15 protein-coding genes and 5 pseudogenes are annotated in these 19543 nt (G+C 33.8%); 5 read left to right on the top strand and 15 right to left on the bottom strand.

The window, feature by feature from the left end:
* Window positions 1–7 precede the first annotated feature (7 nt).
* The 4 genes from zwf to KFD70_RS04845 form a co-directional block, all read right to left on the bottom strand.
* Complete coding sequence (gene zwf, locus KFD70_RS04860) at window positions 8–1492, bottom strand: glucose-6-phosphate dehydrogenase (protein ID WP_336451063.1); 1485 nt, start codon at window positions 1490–1492, stop codon at window positions 8–10.
* Window positions 1493–1986: 494 nt separating this feature from the next.
* Window positions 1987–2535: a glucose-6-phosphate dehydrogenase gene (locus KFD70_RS04855; protein WP_336451062.1), complete on the bottom strand. Its 549-nt coding sequence runs from the start codon at window positions 2533–2535 to the stop codon at window positions 1987–1989.
* Between the two features lie 84 nt (window positions 2536–2619).
* The gene (locus tag KFD70_RS04850) at window positions 2620–3579 is read right to left on the bottom strand and encodes an NADP-dependent oxidoreductase (protein WP_336451061.1); all 960 of its coding nucleotides are present in this window, start codon (window positions 3577–3579) and stop codon (window positions 2620–2622) included.
* A gap of 13 nt (window positions 3580–3592) precedes the next feature.
* A complete protein-coding gene (locus KFD70_RS04845; protein ID WP_336451399.1) occupies window positions 3593–4546 on the bottom strand; it encodes an LLM class oxidoreductase in 954 nt (317 codons plus the stop codon).
* A gap of 434 nt (window positions 4547–4980) precedes the next feature.
* On the opposite strand from KFD70_RS04845, the gene KFD70_RS04840 reads away from it, so the two are divergent.
* Together KFD70_RS04840 and KFD70_RS04835 are read left to right on the top strand one after the other, a co-directional pair.
* On the top strand, window positions 4981–5271 hold the full coding sequence (locus tag KFD70_RS04840) for a MerR family transcriptional regulator (RefSeq protein ID WP_336451060.1): 291 nt from the start codon (window positions 4981–4983) through the stop codon (window positions 5269–5271).
* Window positions 5272–5277: 6 nt separating this feature from the next.
* A pseudogene (locus KFD70_RS04835) lies at window positions 5278–6171 on the top strand (zinc-dependent alcohol dehydrogenase family protein).
* Between the two features lie 91 nt (window positions 6172–6262).
* Here the strand turns inward: KFD70_RS04835 and KFD70_RS04830 are convergent.
* The 4 genes and pseudogenes from KFD70_RS04830 to KFD70_RS04815 all read right to left on the bottom strand — a co-directional run.
* Window positions 6263–6703, bottom strand: a pseudogene (locus KFD70_RS04830) (putative mucin/carbohydrate-binding domain-containing protein); the annotation flags it as partial.
* A gap of 461 nt (window positions 6704–7164) precedes the next feature.
* Entirely contained in the window at window positions 7165–7734 is a 570-nt protein-coding gene (locus KFD70_RS04825) for a 5' nucleotidase, NT5C type (protein WP_336451059.1), read from the bottom strand.
* 60 nt (window positions 7735–7794) lie between these two features.
* Window positions 7795–8898 (bottom strand): annotated as a pseudogene (ribD, locus tag KFD70_RS04820) (bifunctional diaminohydroxyphosphoribosylaminopyrimidine deaminase/5-amino-6-(5-phosphoribosylamino)uracil reductase RibD).
* Window positions 8891–9628: a GTP cyclohydrolase II gene (locus tag KFD70_RS04815; protein ID WP_336451058.1), complete on the bottom strand. Its 738-nt coding sequence runs from the start codon at window positions 9626–9628 to the stop codon at window positions 8891–8893. Before KFD70_RS04815 ends, ribD begins: the two are co-directional and overlap by 8 nt.
* 306 nt (window positions 9629–9934) lie before the next feature.
* Between KFD70_RS04815 and KFD70_RS04810 the strand changes: the two genes are divergently transcribed.
* A complete protein-coding gene (locus KFD70_RS04810) occupies window positions 9935–10252 on the top strand; it encodes a winged helix-turn-helix transcriptional regulator (protein WP_336451057.1) in 318 nt (105 codons plus the stop codon).
* A 345-nt stretch (window positions 10253–10597) separates the two neighbouring features.
* Here the strand turns inward: KFD70_RS04810 and KFD70_RS04805 are convergent, their stop codons facing one another.
* The 5 genes from KFD70_RS04805 to KFD70_RS04785 all read right to left on the bottom strand — a co-directional run bounded on the left by KFD70_RS04805 (window position 10598) and on the right by KFD70_RS04785 (window position 15615).
* Complete coding sequence (locus KFD70_RS04805) at window positions 10598–11197, bottom strand: nitroreductase family protein (RefSeq protein ID WP_336451056.1); 600 nt, start codon at window positions 11195–11197, stop codon at window positions 10598–10600.
* Between the two features lie 466 nt (window positions 11198–11663).
* Entirely contained in the window at window positions 11664–12737 is a 1074-nt protein-coding gene (locus KFD70_RS04800) for a WD40/YVTN/BNR-like repeat-containing protein (RefSeq protein WP_336451055.1), read from the bottom strand.
* A 144-nt stretch (window positions 12738–12881) separates the two neighbouring features.
* The gene (locus tag KFD70_RS04795) at window positions 12882–13301 is read right to left on the bottom strand and encodes a MarR family winged helix-turn-helix transcriptional regulator (protein WP_336451054.1); all 420 of its coding nucleotides are present in this window, start codon (window positions 13299–13301) and stop codon (window positions 12882–12884) included.
* Between the two features lie 243 nt (window positions 13302–13544).
* Window positions 13545–14384, bottom strand: a complete 840-nt coding sequence (locus KFD70_RS04790; protein ID WP_336451053.1) for an aldo/keto reductase — start codon at window positions 14382–14384, stop codon at window positions 13545–13547.
* Window positions 14385–14400: 16 nt separating this feature from the next.
* Window positions 14401–15615: an MFS transporter gene (locus tag KFD70_RS04785; protein ID WP_336451052.1), complete on the bottom strand. Its 1215-nt coding sequence runs from the start codon at window positions 15613–15615 to the stop codon at window positions 14401–14403.
* A gap of 438 nt (window positions 15616–16053) precedes the next feature.
* Between KFD70_RS04785 and KFD70_RS04780 the strand changes: the two are divergent.
* Window positions 16054–16400 (top strand): annotated as a pseudogene (locus KFD70_RS04780) (winged helix-turn-helix transcriptional regulator).
* A 71-nt stretch (window positions 16401–16471) separates the two neighbouring features.
* On the opposite strand, the gene KFD70_RS04775 reads toward KFD70_RS04780, so the two are convergent.
* The gene (locus KFD70_RS04775; protein ID WP_420792329.1) at window positions 16472–16948 is read right to left on the bottom strand and encodes a heme-degrading domain-containing protein; all 477 of its coding nucleotides are present in this window, start codon (window positions 16946–16948) and stop codon (window positions 16472–16474) included.
* 647 nt (window positions 16949–17595) lie between these two features.
* Here KFD70_RS04775 and KFD70_RS04770 point away from each other — a divergent pair.
* The gene (locus KFD70_RS04770) at window positions 17596–18078 is read left to right on the top strand and encodes a VOC family protein (protein WP_336451050.1); all 483 of its coding nucleotides are present in this window, start codon (window positions 17596–17598) and stop codon (window positions 18076–18078) included.
* Window positions 18079–18393: 315 nt separating this feature from the next.
* Here the strand turns inward: KFD70_RS04770 and KFD70_RS04765 are convergent.
* Window positions 18394–19330, bottom strand: a pseudogene (locus tag KFD70_RS04765) (SLC5/6 family protein); the annotation flags it as partial.
* Window positions 19331–19543: the final 213 nt, after the last annotated feature.

Below are 19543 nucleotides of genomic sequence, written 5' to 3'. Positions count from 1 at the left end.
AATGTACTTATTTTTCCATTTTTTGATCTAACCACCATTTAAATTCACTTTCTTGTAACAGCTCATTAGCCGCATCTGGACCATATGAACCCGACTGATATTCATGAAGAGGTAATAAATTTTCCTCAAATGCTTCAAGAATTGGCTGTACCCATTCCCATGACAATTCAACTTCTTTCCAATGAGCAAAGAATGTAGGATCTCCACACACAGCATCATGAATGAGTCTTTCATAAGCTTCAGGTATTCCCACTTCTGCTTGCTCGCAAGTAAAGTTAATACGGATTGGTTCAATCTCTCCATTTTTCAATGGGTTTTTACTATTTAACTGCAGTGAAACATTCTCACCTGGGCTAATTTCAATTATTAATAAGTTAGGTTCTGCATTTGGATTATTATCTTGATATTGCTGTTTTAACGTATTTTTAAATTCGATTACAATACGAGTAGACTTTTCTTTCATTCTTTTTCCTGTTCGTATATAAAAAGGAACGCCAGTCCAAAATGGATTATCGATCCATAAGCGAGCGGCAACAAATGTGTCTGTGTTAGAAGAAGGATTTACTCCGGGCTCCTCTTTGTATGCTACAACTTGTTGACCATTTATCTCTCCTGAAACGTATTGTCCACGTACGATATGGTTCTGAATGTCTTCTTTTTTCACTTTACGAAGAGTCTCCATGACCTTTCGTTTTTCCTCTCGAATTTTAGATGCGTTAATCTTTTCTGGCAGATTCATAGCAGTCATCATTAATATTTGTAACATATGATTTTGAACCATATCTCGAATGGCTCCTGCCTGATCATAATATCCTGCCCTTTCTTCAACCCCAACTGTTTCACTAGCTGTGATTTGTACATTCGCTATATGTTCTTTGTTCCAAATCGATTGGAGAACAGGATTGGCAAATTCAAGCGCTTCAATGTTTTGAATCATCGGTTTACCTAAATAATGATCAATACGGTATATCTCGTCTTCTTCAAACGTTCGACTAAGCTTATCATTAAGCTCACGAGCAGATTTGAGGTCGTGCCCAAACGGTTTCTCAATCATCAGGCGTTTCCATCCATCCGTTTTATCAAGTCCGCTTTCCTTAATATTTAAAGCGATTGTCTCGAAAAATTCAGGAGAAACTGAAAGATAGAACATTCTATTACCTTTTATATTTCGTTCTTTTTCCCTTTCACGAACTACTCGTAATAACCGCTCATAATCTTCCGGCTTACTCACATCTAATGAGCAATAACGGAAATTCTCTAAAAAACCTTCCATTTCTGGAGTACCTTCTTCTCTACGACGAGAAAAAGTTTCTATTGATTCTTTTATTTTTTTTTGAAAATCTAAATGGGATAGTTGCCGTCTTCCAAGCCCAATAACGGATATCTGTTCAGGAAGCTTTTGATCTCTATATAAGTTATATAGTGCCGGGTAAATTTTTCTTTTAGCTAAATCCCCTGTTGCTCCAAATAAAACAAAGGTCATTGATTCCAATTTCAGTCCCCCTCTTGTTGTATAATCATTGTCAATATATTAAAAATAAATTGTACAGAAGCTCATACTCTTTGTTGATTCGTTCTTGCTTCTTCTCATCTTCTAACTTCATGTTTTTACAAAAAAACAAAGAGTTATTAAACTCCAATTCTTTTTATACCTTTCGCTTTCTCATTGTCCCCAATATTAATAGTGGCAATTCAAAGCATTTCTTTCACAAATTACTTATTTATCGAACTCAACAAAACAATTTATATCTAATTACTTTTAGTAATTAGATAACCTTACGTCTAGTATATTAACTACATAAATTATTATCGTCAAGAAAAATATCTCGAATTCAAGAATTTTTATTTCGTAATATTTTTCAGCTTTTGCCTATTTATTAAATGATGTTACCCATATTAACTTCATCACTCGTAAAATCTTGAATGTAAATCTATAAAAAGCATGCTTTTTTACGTATTTCTAGTTAATAATACATCCATTAATTTTCAGAGATAATGATCAATACAACAAATATCACCTTCGTCAAAAGGTTTACTTAACTTCGCATTTAATTCGCGAGCGGATTTTAAATTATGACCAAACGGCTTCTCGATAATAAAACGTTTCAATCCTTTTGTAGTCCACAATCCACTCTCCTTAATATTTAAAGCAATCACATCAAATAATTCTGGTGCAACAGATAGGTAAAACATGCGGTTTTCAGGAATGTTTAATTCTGTTTCGCGCCTCTTTACAAGGCACAATAAATCTCGATAGTCCACTGTATTCGCTGTATCTAATTGACAATAATGAAATGAGCCAATAGATTCTTTTACTCCTGACTGGTCATCAGTAGATGTTCTAGAAAATGTATCAAGGGATTGTTCTACTCTTGTTTGAAATTCCACATCTGATACCGCTCTTCTGCCAATACCAATAATAGAAAACGATTGCGGTATATTTTGATTAATAAATAGGTTGTATAAAGCAGGATAAATTTTGCGTTTCGCTAAATCCCCTGTCGCTCCGAATAAAAGAAATGGCATTGAATCCATTTGCTACCCTCCCCTTTTAAAACAATTTCTAGAAAAGAAAATATAAACTCATTCGCTACTTGGCATAATACTGCCTCCAAAACCTCATACTTTACCAATGTTTTTTAATACAATTTTGCCAAGAACACGTTCTGACTCACTTAAACGATGTGCTTCTTTTACACCTTCTACATTTAAAGGTAACACATGAGTTACAACAGGCTTAATCTTCCCGATCTCAATTAATTCTGTTATAAGAGAAAGTTCATATCCGTTAGGTTCAGTAAATATATGATCAGTCTGAATATTTTTCTCTATAGATATTTCAGTTTGTGGAATTTCTATACCTTTTGGACCATAAATGGACACTAACTTTCCATTTGATGTAAGTACTTTATAACTGTCCTTTAGTACATCTCCACCTATCACATCAAATACAATATTGTAATTATGCAGAAGCAAAGAAAAGTCTTCCGTTCTGTAATCGATGACAGTATCAGCGCCTAGATCCTTTACAAACTGTATATTTTTAGTACTAGTCGTAGTTGCAACATGTGCACCGAAGCTTTTTGCTAACTGAATAGCGAACGTTCCAATTCCTCCGGATCCAGCATGAATTAAGACTCTATTACCTTTTTGAACATTAGCAAATTTCACTAAACTTTGCCAACTTGTCAATCCTACAAGAGGGATTGATGCTGCCTCTTCAAAGGATAGATTTCTTGGTTTTTTCGCTACATACTTCTCATCTACTGCCACGTACTCTGCATAAGTGCCGTTTCGTTCAATATCCGGACGACTATATACTTCATCACCCACTTTAAATGCTGTTACGTTTGGTCCTATGCCAACAACTATACCGGCAACATCCCACCCTAAAACGAGCGGGAAGTTATAGGGAATTACATCTTGAAGTAAACCTTCACGTATTTTCCAATCCACGGGATTTACACCAGCTGCATATACTTCAATAAGTACATCATTGTCTCCCAATAGAGGTGTTTTCATTTCGATCTCTTGTAGTATATTTTTATCTCCATATTGCATAAGTCCTATTGCTTTCATTCTTTCCACTCCTTTACAATGCGGGGAAATGAGGAAGTACTTCTTCCCCTAGCTCATCCAATACTTCATTAGCTGGGCGTTGACCATCAAATAGAGCAAGGAATAAGTGATTAACACCAATACTTCGGTATAAATCCAGCAATTCAATCAGCGCATTCCGACCTGTACGGTAACCTAAGCGTATTGGTGTAGGTCGTTCATTTGGATCTTCAGACAAATCTAGATGCATCGGCTGTATAAATGGTTTGAATACACCTGGATGATAGTCCTCTACTAGCTCTCGCCATTGTCCAATTGCTGTAGCCTGATGTACCGGACTACGTGGATAATACATCCATCCATCACCATGTTCAGCAAACCATTTCATCGTTTGCTGACTAAAACCTGTGATGAAGGTTGGTACACGTTTAGACGGTTTTGGAACTAGATTTGCCCCATGCACTTCCCCTAGTTTTGATTGGATAGATGGAAAGTTTTTATACAAAATATCTTCCAAGTAAGCGAACGCTTCCCTAAACTTTTCACCTCGTGTTTCATGATTAACACCTAACGCCTTAAAATCAGCACGTCGGTCACCCGATGAAACACCGAGCATAATTCTTTCTGAAAATAGTTGATCCAGTGTAGCAATTTCTTTCGCCACACGAAGCGGATGACGAAGTGACAAGACTGTTGCCGACGTCCCAAATGCGATTTTCTTTGTATGACTTGCTAAATACGTCAAATAAATCATCATATCGTAAATTTGACCTGTTGCAGGATCGCCAAAGTCAGGGTCTTGCAGCAAAACATCTCGAAGCCATACGCCTGTAAAACCATATTGTTCCGCTTTTTGTACCAATTCTACTTGTTTTTCCATCGTTGGGGCATGAAACTGATAATTTTCAATCGGAATGTGAACTCCTAATGTAAGTCGATCTTTCGCAAACATACGATTATATCCAAAATGATTCGCAAACTTTTCCATGTGTTTCACTCACTTTCCTTCATTAATATAAATCTATAATTTTTTACTTTTGGTCTTTCTTCTCAAAATTCATACCCAATCCTGTAACACCACATTGTTGCAGTTTTGTCTAACTAAAATACGATTGTAATCGTAATAACTTTGTGCTACGAATGTTATTATAAATCGCTCATAACATGAATAACAGTACGTACTTTAAAGTGATGTAGGTACTTTAAAGTACCTATACCAAATGCCTGATTATAACTTTAATCAATAAGTCATGCTGTATAAAATGACGACTTACCTTCCTTCAATAACTTCTAAAGTTGCTTCTGCAGGTGTGTTACATTATTTCACGCAATCTCCTCTTCTTTATATAAACTCATCAAAAAATGATTGACTTGGAGTTAACTCCAAGTAATACACTTGTAGTGAAAGGAGAGTAATTACAAATGAACGATATATTCACAATATCAGATGTTGCAAAGAAAACAGGATTAAGTACAGACATAATCAGGTACTACGAAAAAATTAACCTTCTTCCCCCAGCTAAAAGAAATGAGAATAATAATAGGCAGTATGTTCAATTAGATATAGATCGAATACTTTTCATTAATCATCTTAAGAGAACACAAATGCCCTTAAATACAATACAAGAATATATGAAATTCTCACTAGCCAAATTCATAATATTATACTTATTTTTTGTACTTTGCTATGCTATAACCACGAATAGGAGGTAATAAATAATGAAAGCACAAATTATCCGTTCTTTTGGTAATTCATCTGCATTTCAATTAGAGGAGTTTTCAAAACCGAAACTTTTACCAGGACATGTTCTAATCCATGTAAAAGCGACAAGTGTAAATCCAATTGATACGAAAATACGCAGTGGCGCTGTTTCATCAGTTGCTCCTGAGTTTCCAGCTATATTACACGGGGATGTATCAGGTATTGTTATATAAGTAGGAGAAGGCGTTTCGAAATTCAAAACTGGTGATGAAGTATATGGGTGTGCCGGAGGTTTTAAAAGAACTACTGGTGGTGCACTTGCAGAGTTTATGCTTGCTGATGCTCGATTGATTGCTCACAAACCAAAAAATTAAACAATGGAAGAAGCAGCTGCTCTACCATTAGTTGCAATTACAGCTTGGGAATCTTTATTTGATCGCGCAAATATTAAATCTGGTCAAAATGTCCTCATTCATGGAGCTACTGGTGGCGTAGGACACGTAGCCATTCAACTGGCTAAATGGGCAGGTGCTAAAGCTTTTACAACAGCTTCTCTGCAGAACAAAATTGAAATAGCTCATCGTCTAGGAGCCGATATAGCTATTAATTATAAAGAAGAATCTGTTCAGGAATATGTTCAAAAATATACGAATGGCAAAGGATTCGAAGTTGTATTTGATACAGTGGGTAATAAGAATCTCGATAATTCTTTTGAAGCTGCCGCGGTCAATGGAACTGTCGTAACAGATTGCGGGAAAATCTTAAATAAAATAACTCAAATAGTAGAAGAAGGAAAACTTCGACCATTGCTAGATTCTAAAACTTTTACATTTGATGAAGTTGAACAAGCACATGAGTATATGGAATCGAAAGAAGCAATAGGAAAAATAGTGTTGAAAAACGTTTGGTAACTATAACTCGATAATAAAAATAACAATTATTCGGCGCTGGAAAGTAACAGAGGGATTGCTTCAAACGGAGCATACAATTCATTTTTCAAGAACTTCCTTGTTGTTTATAAATTGGAAGAGGTTTAGTAGCACTTTCACTTCCTACTTGGTACTCAAGTATAGCGCGCTCTTCACCATACGGAGTATCTATGAAAGGAACTAAAGGATTATCACCTTGAATAGTAACCCATTCACTCCCTACTTGTATGGATTTTTCTTTTTTTGAGTCATTAGATAATAAGCGTAATGTTAATTTGTCTTTAAAGTTAGGATTCGTTTGTCTTACCTTTAATGGCGTATTTCTCTGCAAAATAAACTCTAAATCTTGTCGATCATGATATTTCCCCTTACTTATTCCTGTCTGAAATATCCAAGTAGGTTCTTCTAAACTAGTAATTTCTTTTACATTTGTTCGTTCATCAGCATGTAAGTGTATATTTCCTATGAGGAAAAGCATTGTATACATTATGCCTATAACAAGTGACCTTTTCATTTGCATATCTCCTTTTCTATTTTTTTATATACAAAATACAATAAAACAATTTCCTCCTTCTTCACTTATAACTGTGGTCAGTAAGTTATTTATCAGTGTAATTATTATAGTTACATTAATTCATGATTATCAATCATTAAATATATATAATTTTTTATATATAAATATTTTATATCAGGTACCTAAATATCGTATAATTGTCTATACTCTTTTATTTCTTCTCTTTCAGACATTAATCAAAAAAACACGAAGACTTAAAGTCTTCGTGTTTTTTGAAATATACATATTGTTACACTTGTGATTGAATTAATAACTAGGATCTTTTTACTCATGAAAAAGTCAATTTCCTTGTGGATGATGTCCCTACCTAAACTTCTACGATTTACTAATCCTATGTCTTTCCTCTAAAAATTGTAATACTCAATATGCTCTTGGCTCCATTTGATTTTCTAATTAAATACTTACATATCTTTCTTTATAATATTTCCTAACTCTATCCAACTTGTAATACGCGGGATATTAAGATGTTGATTGTAAGAAGTACTTTTTGCATACACTTTAATTGGTTTTCCTACTAACGTTTCTAAGACAGCCGGCTTATCATCAAAGAAATAGTTCAATTTTATTTCTTGTATGAAGTGTATTTTTTCTTCATCCTTCATTCCATAGAAAAAGCGATCTTCATGTACCGGAAATCCTTTTTCCATTAACCATTTCTTTGTTTGTTCTCCATGCTCTTTAGGTCGCGCCGTTATATAGTATATTTCATGTCCCTGTCTTTCTAATTCTTGCAATGTCTCTACTGCATATGGAAACGGTGAACAAGAAGTATAATAAATCTCATCAAGCAAACTATTCCACATCTGAGTACCTTCCTCCGAAGTCATGCTAAATGCTTCATGAATTTCAATTGTTTTTAAAGAATGAAATACATCCAATCCTACTTTTTTGTTTAATTTTTGGTTATATAAATGAAAAGCATGCTGTCTTAAATCAATCAACGTATCATCGATATCAAATCCAAACTTCACTCTTCATCGCTCCTTTCTGCACTTCATTTATTGAAAAACATAAGTAGTTTTTTATTCTCCTTATTCCTCATCTTTCCGATATTCTGGATAGCCAATAAATCTATAATCTTTTCCAACCTGGGTAAAGGATATATCCTTAAATTCAATTGCATCTTGCATTTTAGTAATACCAGTACCCTCTACAAAGCTAGGCGCCATTCTACCCCCAATAATTTTAGGTGCAAAATATAAAATAAGTTTATCCATTAATTTATTTTCAATAAACGAAGCATTTACCTCTCCACCACCTTCAATAAGAAGGGAGGAAACTCCTTTTTGCCCTAAAACACCAAGCATTTCATGTAAGTTTATATGCTTTTCTCCGCTAGTAACAAACACTTTGACTCCTGCATTTTCTAATGCCTTTCTTTTTTCCTCTGCATGATTACCTGTTGTAAAAATCCATGTAGGAGCTTCCCCATCTGTAACAACGTTAGCTTCCATTGGTGTGCGTAATGTGGAGTCCAATATCACTCGAATTGGATTTCGTCCATTTGGAATACGCGTTGTCAATGACGGATTATCCTTTTGGACAGTATTCGCTCCTACTAAAATAGCCGCATTTTCGTTTCATATTTGGTGTACTTCCTGTCTTGCTTCTGTAGATGTAATCCACTTACTATCCGATAAAGAAGTAGCAATTTTCCCATCTAATGTAACACCCGATTTAATCGTTACAAATGGACGCTTTGTCATAATATATTTATTAAAGACTTCATTCATCTTTTTAGATTTTTCTTCGCACACTCCTACAAGCACTTCAATACCAGCATCTTGTAGAATTTTAATTCCACGTCCAGAAACAAGTGGATTTGGATCAAGTGTAGCAACTACTACTCTCTTAATTCCTGCTTGTACAATTGCTTCTGCACAAGGGCCTGTTCTTCCATGATGAGAACAAGGTTCTAGAGTAACATAGATGGTACCACCACGGGCCTGTTCTCCCGCCATACGTATCGCATGTATTTCGGCATGTGGTTCTCCCGCCTTCATATGTGCTCCGATTCCTACAATTCGATTATCATTTATAATTACAGATCCAACCAGTGGATTTGGAGTGGTTTGTCCCTTCATAGCCTTGGCATTTTCTAGTGCTAGATTCATATACAGTTCATGCTCACCCATGTAAGTGTCCCCCTTCAAAATGTCCAGAACGCTGAATCTTCGTTTGCAAATATTTCTCATTAAATTCTGAGACATCACCCCATAACGGTTCACGACTCGTAACATTTAATCCAGCTTTTTGTAAAGCTTCTAATTTTTTCGGATTATTTGTAATAAGTTTTACAGGTTTTGAGCGTAGTGCTTTTAATACTTCAATTGTATCATCATAATTTCGAACGTCATCTTTAAAACCTAGGTTCAGATTAGCTTCTACTGTATCTAACCCATTTTCTTGCAAAAGATAAGTCATCGCTTTACTAAATAATCCAATTCCTCTTCCTTCATGATTTGCTAAGTAAAATAAAGCACCTGAACCATGTTCTGTAATCATCTTTAAAGACTGCTTTAATTGGAATCCACAATCACAACGTTTACTACCAAAGATGTCACCAGTGTGACAAATACTATGCATACGAATCAGGGCATCTTCAGAATTCTCAAAATCACCATACACAAGTACACTAGATTGTTGCATATCAGCTAAATTAATAGATGGAAGTTTCTCACTAATTCCTTCTACACCATTTGTAATCTCACTACATTGCAACCAAGAATACCATTGGAAAACTTTAGTCTCCCCATATAAATTAATTGGCAATTTGATAGGACCTACTAAATAAATATCCTTTCCATCTTGATGTATGAATTGAATTTTATCTTCTAACATATGAATTGTATCTGTTGTAACCATTAAGTACCTCCTAGTATAGAGAATCTCTAAAAAAATTCTCTTCCATTGTTATATTTTTTATTGTTTAACTTACACAACGTAAGTGTTTTTACAGATGATATTCTTTTTTCTCTCAGCTTATATGCAATATGTATCATTACAACTTTGGCTATTTAAAGAAAAGAATCGTTAGTAATATAAAATAACTTAGTTACTTTATGTAAGTTATTATATATTTGTAATTGATTTACGTAAAGTAATTAATCATAAAAATATTTGTTACTAACTATAAGATGTTGTATAATTTCTTTTAGGAGGTGAAGGAAAATGAATGATTCTACATTATGCCCTCGCTTTGAAAAAGGAATGAAATTTTTTAGTCAACGATGGACAGCACTGATTATTTACCAACTTTTCTCTGGATCTCAGCGTTTTTGTACGCTTGAATCTTCTCTTCCTGTCAGCGGGAGATTACTTTCTGAAAGATTAAAGGAATTAGAACTAGAAGGAATTGTCGAACGTAAGGTCTTTCCTGAGACACCAGTTCGTATAGAATATTCTTTAACTCAAAAAGGATTTGCTTTAGAATCCATTATTCACGGAATAGAAAAATGGTCCCAGGAATGGATAGAACTTGAGGAATAGTATAAAAGCTTTTTCGTATATAGTTTTAAGTGATCAAATTACGGATATCTATAATTAAAACGCTAGCTTTTCAAGCATTTATGAAAAGCTAGCGTTTTTTAATGACTAAAAGAATTACGGATATCCCCTTAATCATTTATACTTTTGGATGAAATTATTCTTAATAAAATAAACTTTAAGAAATGAAACAATGCGATCAAAACGATCACCTTGTTCTTTTTAAAAATACAATAGTGTTTTTAAAAACTTTTATAATACATACCCTATTAATAAAAAGAGCGAATAAACTTTCTGTAACTAAACAGCTTTATTTTCAAACCACAGTGAGGTTATTAAATTTGAATATTACTTATGAAATTTCACACGCTCTTCAAGCGGTTGGAATTCTTTTTCACCTGGTGCAGCTGTCGGGTTACCAAATGGCATTTGCGCAATAAGTTTCCAATTAGCAGGGATATTCCATTCTTTTTTCACTTCATCGTCAATTAATGGATTATAATGTTGTAAAGATGCCCCTAACCCCTCTGCTTCTAATGCCGTCCACACAACTAATTGGTGCATACCTGATGCTTGGTTTGACCAAATTGGGAAGTTTTCAGCATATAAAGCAAATTTTTCTTGAAGTGATTTAACTACAGCTTCATCTTCAAAGAATAATACTGTTCCATAACCAGCTTTAAAGGAATCCATTTTTTGTTGAGTTCCTGAAAAATCTCTCTCTCCAACTGCTTTTTTTAATGTTTCAGTTGTAATATCCCATAATTTATTATGAGCTTCACCAGATAATACAACTAATCGCGCAGTTTGAGAATTGAAAGCTGACGGAGTATATTTCACAGCAAACTCTACGATTTCTTTAATTCTTTCATCTGATACTTGTACCTCTTTATTAATCCCATAGTAAGTACGTCTTTCTTTCAGTGCAGTATAGAAATCTTTTGCCATAATTTATCTCCTCCTAATTCCTAATATCCTTCAAAATAATATATCTCGAAGACAATAAGAATTTAAATTATTAAATTTTTTCAATGATTAGGCTCATAGCACTAATTGCCAATCATCCTGAATCTAAATAACCCACTTCTGACCCAAGCCAATTCAGTGTTACCTAAGAACGCCTTGTAGAATCATTGATAAGATTTAATTATCGTTTGGTACTATTTTATCCATTCTCTATTAATGTATCCTGCGTGTTTCATATTTACACAATTATGAACTGTAGCTACTATTATCATCAAATTTCATCTTGAATCGACATGTCTTAAATGAGAAATAGTAATGTTAAATTGATTCATTATAGTCAACAAGAAAGCCAGGAAGCATTAATAATGCATTACCTGGCTTATTATCTTTAAAATTTATATTTAATTAAACATTTCTAATGAATAGTAGTAAAAACTATTCCCATCACTTATTTAATGATTAGCATCTCATAAGGATGTTGTTCCATAAATCTTTTCTCCCAAGGAATCTCTAATGATGTCCAATTTAAACCGCCATCTAATGATTGATAAACCCCTTTATTGCTAAACAGATAGAACTTCCCATCGTTTGTTGCCTTTAAAACTGGTATTATTGTACCTTTAGGAGTTGGTAAACCTGAATTCATTTCCGTCCAAGACTGATTTTTTTCTTTCCTATAAATAAACGATTCACAATTTCCATTATTGTAATCATGCGCTACGTGTGGATTTGAAGATGTCGCAATAATAATATTTTCTGGATCAGTTGGATTAACTGCCATTTGATATGCATAATGATGATTTAATCCACTAGAAATATAGTTCCAAGTCTTACCTCCATCATAACTTTCCGCATACTCTTGACCTGGCTTCTTCAAGAATGAATCACCTAAAACACCATATAAACGATTTGGAGCATTGTGATGTGATTTGAGAACATGGATATCTTGAGGGTAATTCCCCTCTTTTTCTTCAGTCCATGTAATACCACCATCTACACTTTTGATTAATCCCCCTACCTCAATGGTCGTATAAATGGTTTCTGGATTATTAGCATCAATTTCAATATGTTTTACATGGTGCGTATATGTTCTTTGAGGAAAGAACCATGATGAATAAGATGGCATTTGTCGATAATCAGTTAACAATTCAAAACTGTCTCCTCCATTCTTGGATACAAACATTGCACTTGGTTCAGTTCCTACATATACGATCCCGTTACCGTCATCACCCTTCGATGGAGATACAGAAACTGCTGTAATAGATCTCATATTAATAGCATTAGCTGGGAACACTTCACCAAAAGAAGGTAACGTCCCAATTGCTTCCCATGAACTTCCTCCATCTATGCTTCTCCATAATCCCCTATCAAAAGTACCACAATACATTCTTTCTGGGTCGTATGGATCTGAAGCTAACGCAACTGGATTAGCACCTACAAACTGCGATTGGACGCTCCATGTTGAGTCTTTTTTTTCTGCAATTACAAGTTCTCTATCAAACGCTAATATCAATTTTTCCATAACTAAAATCTCCTCGTTTCATGATCTATCTACTGTATTATTTAGATTTTGGACGTTACAAGTTAAGAGATGACATTTATGTGCTATAGCACATAAATGGTAAATTTTATTCCTTATAAAATATATTTCATAAGGAATGTCTGACTAATAACTTACATTATATAATTTATTTAACAATACCTTTAACTGTTGAACTTCTTCGCTAGTTAAACCACTTGTTACAAAATCGTTAGCATTTTTAACTACAGGTAGAATATCTTTTTTTATCTCTTCACCCTTTTCAGTCAAAAAAATGTAATGTGAACGTTTATCATGTTCATTAAAATTCTTCACGACAAACCCTTTTCTCTCCATAGAATGTATCATTCTTACAATCGTACTATGATCTTTATCAATCGTTTGAGCTAGATCCTTTTGGGTCATACCCCTTTGGCTATCAAGAATACTTATAAGACTCCATTGTTCCGGAGTAACACCATAAGGCTTTAATTGTTTCATGAAATAATTTGTTAACTTCACATCAGTACGATGAACAAGATATCCTGTTAAATCATATAAGTCCATATGCCACCTCCAAATAACTTATAATATATGTGCTACAGCACATATATTATAGAATGCATTATTATATGTCAAACTTTATACTGTCTCAATTCATTCTGTTTCAGAATTATTTCTCTAGATAGCCTAACACAATTCAATAGTTATGATATAAACGATATTCAAGAAAGAATAAGCTTAAACACTTTCTTGAATAGAACATATAAAAAAAGAGTGCAACTTTTGCACTCTTTTTACTTATTTTTATTAGAAATCGAAGTTATCAGGATCTGGACCAACGCGGTGATTTTCGTTTAACGCATCGATTTTTTCCATCTCTTCTTTTGTTAATTCAAAATTAAATACATCAGCATTTTGGGTAATGCGGTGTTCTTTCGTTGATTTTGGAATTGTGATCACTCCATTTTGTAGATCCCAGCGTAAAATAACTTGCGCTGTTGTTTTACCGTGTTTATCAGCAATTTCTTGTAGTGTTTCGTTATCTAATAATTGACCTTGCATAAGTGGTGACCATGCTTCCATTTGAATACCTTGTTCTTTACAGAAAGCTTGTAATTCTTTTTGTGTTAAACGAGGGTGGTACTCTACTTGGTTAATCATCGGTTTAATTTCTGCATCTTTTATTACATCTTGCAGGTGATGGATTTGGAAATTACTTACGCCAATTGCACGTACGCGGTCTTCTTTATAAAGTGTTTCTAACGCTCTCCACGTATCTTTATATTTCCCTTCTACAGGCCAGTGAACAAGATATAAATCTAAATAATCTAGTTCTAATTTTTTTAAGCTCTCTTCGTATGCAGCAATTGTTTCTTCATATCCTTGATCTGCATTCCATACTTTTGAAGTAATAAATAATTCTTCTCTTGAAATCCCAGTTGCTTCAATACCTGCACGGATTCCTTCACCTACAGCTTTTTCATTTCCATAAATTGCTGCGGTATCGATACTGCGGTATCCTGCTTTAATCGCTGCTTTAATCGCTTCTACAAGTTCTGGTCCTTCTTCTACTTTAAATACACCTAAACCGAACCAAGGCATTTCTACACCGTTATGCAATGTTGTTTTACTTTGTAAATGTTTCATTTTATTTTCTCTCCTTTTATTTTACTTGATCTCGTTTTTCTAATGCCATACTCCACGCTGTTAAAATAACAGCTCCTACTACCATAATGCCGCCTACCCAAGCGGTATGAATTAACCCTAACGAGTTCGTTACAATACCGCCTAAATAAGCACCAAGAGCAATCCCAGCATTAAACGCCGCAATATTAATTGCCGATGCAACATCGACAGCACTCGGTACAAATCGTTCAGCTAACATTACGACATATACTTGTAGCCCTGGAACATTCATAAATGCGAATAGTCCCATAAAAATAATTGTGATTAACCCAGCAACTTTAAATGGCGCTGTAAATGTTAAAACAAATAATATAATCGCTTGAATAAAGAACATGTAAAATAGCGCTCGAATTGGATTATGGTTCGATAATTTCCCGCCAATCACATTCCCTATCGCGATTGCGATTCCATACACTAACAAAATGATAGTAACTGTATTTGTTTTAAATCCTGTTACCTCTTGTAATAACGGAGATAAATACGTAAATGTTACGAATGTTCCCCCATATCCTAATGCGGTAATGATGAAAACAAGTAACAGTCTTCCGTTCGTAATCAGTTTAAATTGATCACGAAATGATACAGACATACCTTTTTTCATATTAGATGGAATTAGAATACCATTTGCGATTAAGGCTATAACTCCAATTACCACAATTGCCAAAAATGATGTTCTCCAGCCAAATTGTTGACCAATAAATGTTCCAATTGGTGCACCTGTAATAGTCGCGACTGTTACTCCAGTAAACATAATTGCAATTGCGCTAGCACGTTTATTCTCTGGTACAAGTGCTGCAGCAATTGTTGAACCAATTGACATAAACACACCATGTGCAAGTGCAGACACAATTCTCGCAATAAGTAATACAGCGAAGCTTGTTGCGACTGCTGCGATTCCGTTACCAATAATGAAAATAATCATAATCCACATTAATAACGTTTTTCGTGACATATTAGCTGTTAACGACGTTAATACTGGAGCACCAAATGCTACGCCTAACGCATATAAAGAAACAGTTAAACCAGCTGTTGTAACCGAAACATGTAAATCTTCTGAAATAGATGGTAATAAACCGACACTAACAAATTCAGTTGTTCCAATCCCGAACGCACTAATTGCTAGTGCTAATAAAGCAAATATACTTCTTCGACTCGTATGAACTTCTGAAGAAGATGCTGTATATGAATTCAATTGAGTTCCCCTCTTCCCTATAATTCCCATCATAATAGTGTGATAAAAAGGCCCTTTTATCTTCTAAAAAAATATATTTAATATCTACAAACGCTATTATGAATAGTTTTATTCTTTTTTTAAAGAACGCACTTTAAAGTACTATAGGTACTTTTTAGTACCGTACTACTAACGTTTTTCTTACATGAACCATTATGAAACATATTCAACATAATAAAAAGTACATACTTTAAAATGCTGTAGATACTAAAAAGTAACATAGTTAGTTACTAGTACCGTAATGTTTGTTTTGTTCTTACATGTGCTATTATGAATGATATTTAACATAATAAAAAGTACGTACTTTAAAGTACTATAGGTACTAAAAAGTAACATTTGCATAGTCTAGCTTATTTTGTTCAAAAACTGAACTCTACATTCACCAAAGGAGGGGTTGATATGAAGAAATACAATCTTCCTGTAGAGGCAACTTTAGAAGGAATCGATTGAAAATAGAAGGTTGTTCTCCTTTGTCACTTAACAAAAGGGACAAAACGAACAAGTAAATTAAAAAGTTTAATGCCTGATATTACACAAAAAAATACTAACATAGCAATTACGCAAACTGGAAGAAGACGGTGTAATCCAAAGAATAGTGTACAACCAAGTACCACCGAAAATAGAATATTCTTTAACTAACTACGGTTGGTCTTTAGAGTCCATACTAGATTCTCCTTGTACTTTTTGGGGAATGTCATCTCGAAAAGAATGGAAATACGTCCATGCTCATTACAGCTGACGAATAATAAAAAAGGCAAAAATGAACAGAAATATGTTCATTTTTGCCTTTTTTATTTAACCATTAAAATTACTTACATTATTGGTTTAAATGATTTTTAACTGCTCTTATAACCAATTCATGATCTTCTTCTGGTGGTAATCCTGAAACTGTTACCATTCCAACAACCCCTACGTTTTTTATTTGGATCGGAAATGATCCACCAAACGCAGCATATTCCGAGGCATCTAAACGGTATTTTTCATGATATGGGACTCCAGTTATTTCACTTTGTATCTGCATATAATACGAGCTATGATTATGCAGGGAAACGACTCGTTTTTTACGCTCAATCCATTTCGTATTTTCCTCAGTTGTCCCTGTCATCTTGAAATGAAATAATTGCACACCATTTTTTGTTATATCAACAGCAATCAATTTTCCCTCTCGCTTTGCTGTTTCAACGATAAATAAACCTAATTGCAAGGCATCCTCATTTGTAAAAGAGGAAAATTGAAGTGTTTCCTCCTCTATTAAAATTTGTTTACTTATTTCACTCATATTTGAAGTACTCATATCTTTAACCTCCATAACTGTTTTATGCTACACCGGCATTTTTTGAAATTATTAGGCTCTATAGTACAACCTTTCAATCATTTTGAATCTAAATAAACTGCTGTAACATCGTTGGTAACTAGTACTGTAAAGCTTGTTTTCTTCTTACTGGTGCTATTATGAATGATATTCAACACAATAAATAGTACGTACTTTTCAGTGCTATAGGTACTTTTAAGTACTATCCTACTTATCCCCCTCTTACGTAGGCTATTATGAAATATATTTAACACATTAAAAATGTATGTACTTTTAAGTGCTATATGTATTAAGCAATACTCTTTTTATTATTAAACTTTTTTGCTCAATGGCTGTAATCCAAATTCATCAAAGTTTTTTTATCAAGATAAACGAAAAATAAAAAGAACCTAGCCGATACTAGATTCTTTTCTGGTCAAAAAACACTCCTATATTTATCGTGTCTTTATTCATAATAAAGACATTCTTTCACGATACATTTACATAAGTTACGATTTCATGTACAAACTCTTTCCTGTCTTGTTACAAAAGACTTAGAATAGAACTTCTACTAAAGGCTCATTTTAATTACAGTAAAACATTGGTGAAAAGAATAAATTACACCACCTAAAAAATAGGAGGCAACAAAGATGAGTGAAAAAACAGCAGGATTCTCACAAGTAAATCACGTTGGAATTACTGTGAGTAATTTAGAAAAATCTATCGTTTTTTATGAAGCATTAACAGGTAAAAAAGTATCGAACATCGATGAAATTGGCGGAAAGAGAATGGCGCAAACCCAAGGACTTGAAGATACTCGTATTAAGTATGCCAACCTTCACTTAGATAATTTGAATATCGACATTCTAGAATATGTTGTCCCTAAATCAGATAAAGCATCTTACTCAAATGATCAAATTAGTGCGATGCATCTTTGTTTTGAAGTAGAAGATATTGATGCCGCTGTAGAACGCCTAAAAGCAATTGGGATAGAACCAGATGGAGAGCCAATTGTCTTTCAAGAAGAAGACGGCTTGAAATCTGGATTTGGTACAGGAGTTGCCTACTTCCGTGATCCAGATGGTACTAATTTAGAGCTAATTGCTCCAAAAGGTCCATTTAGAAGGGATTAATTAAAATATATTAAGCTGTTTGCACATTTTTATAGCGCTACAATGACTTTACGAAAAGATACTATATTTTACTCATGTGAATACCGAAACAGCCACCTTATGTGAAAGGTGGCTGTTTGTCGCTAATCGCAAAAATTAACGTTTAAGTTGATAGATTGGAGACGGTATCCTCTTATGGTTGGATTAAAAAGGACAAACGCTCCAATGTGAGAAGTTTGTCCAAAAACTTTTTCATTTAACAAAATAAATAAAATTCAATTCTACTAGGAATTTTTCATGTCCCACTATTTTTGCACCAAAACCAACTATAGTGAATTAGAATAATGACTTAATACTTGCTAGGACAGTAAGTACACCTACAACAATGACAAATACATTGCTCATTTTCCCTCTGTATTTAGCTAGTACTGGTACTTTACGGATTGCATACATCGGTAATAGACATAAGATAGCAGCAACTAACGGACCGCTAAGAGAATCAATAAGTTCAAGAATACTTGGATTTGTATAAGCAACAAACCAGCATGTTAATACGACAAAAGTAAGGGTCATTGTCTTAATTGTTTTTTCTTCTATATCTTTTCCACGTGTTTTACCAAACTTCATAATCATGTCACGCATTACCTCATATGCTCCTATATAAATGACCAAGGAAAGACTTTGTAATAGCCACAAAAGCAATGATTGGAGCTGCAATAGTAATTACAGGCGAATTAAGCTCATTAGCAAGATATGAAAGAATTGATAAGTTCTGTTCTTTTGCCATTTTTAAATCATCTGGGGTCAAACTCAGCGCACTGCTCCAAACAAAGAACATAACAACAAATGTCATGATATAACAAACTTTTTGTATTTGAGCACATTTGGCATCAGTAGCTTCTATTCCATACGTAACCCTCTGTTTCACAACAAATGATGAAATAAGAGGAGAATGATTAAATGAGAATACTATGATTGGTAGTATCATCCATATCGTTCCAAAATATCCTGTTCCTGTTGAAGCAGTAGAAACACTTGAAAAACTAAGCATTGACGTATTCCACTGTGGAATCAAAGATATTGCGATAAAAAGTAAAGAAGCTATGAAAGGATATACTAGCATGCTCATTATCTTTACAGTAATATCTTGACCAAAATTTAGTATAGCTATAAGACCAAACACTAATACAAGCGATAAAATGGCCCTTGGAGGCTCTTTCATGTGCAATTGATTCACGATAAAACTACTTGCAGTATTTGTAAGTGCAACTGAATTGCAACTGAATACATATATTCCTCTTTATTGAAAGATCTTATTTTAGACACGAAAGCTATTGTGATAAATGATTGATGTAGATGAAAAGAAATAATTTTCAAAATATAAAAACCGAAATTTAGGATATATATTATTGAATTCCTATACACTTTTTAGAGAAAGACAATTACTTTAATACAAAATTTCGTTCTGAGGTGCTATAAAATTTGA

Source organism: Bacillus pfraonensis (genome assembly GCF_050768835.1).
GTDB classification, from domain to species: Bacteria; Bacillota; Bacilli; order Bacillales; family Bacillaceae_G; genus Bacillus_A; species Bacillus_A pfraonensis.
Note: the sequence above shows the minus strand (reverse complement) of the source record. Positions and strands in the feature narration are given on the sequence as shown.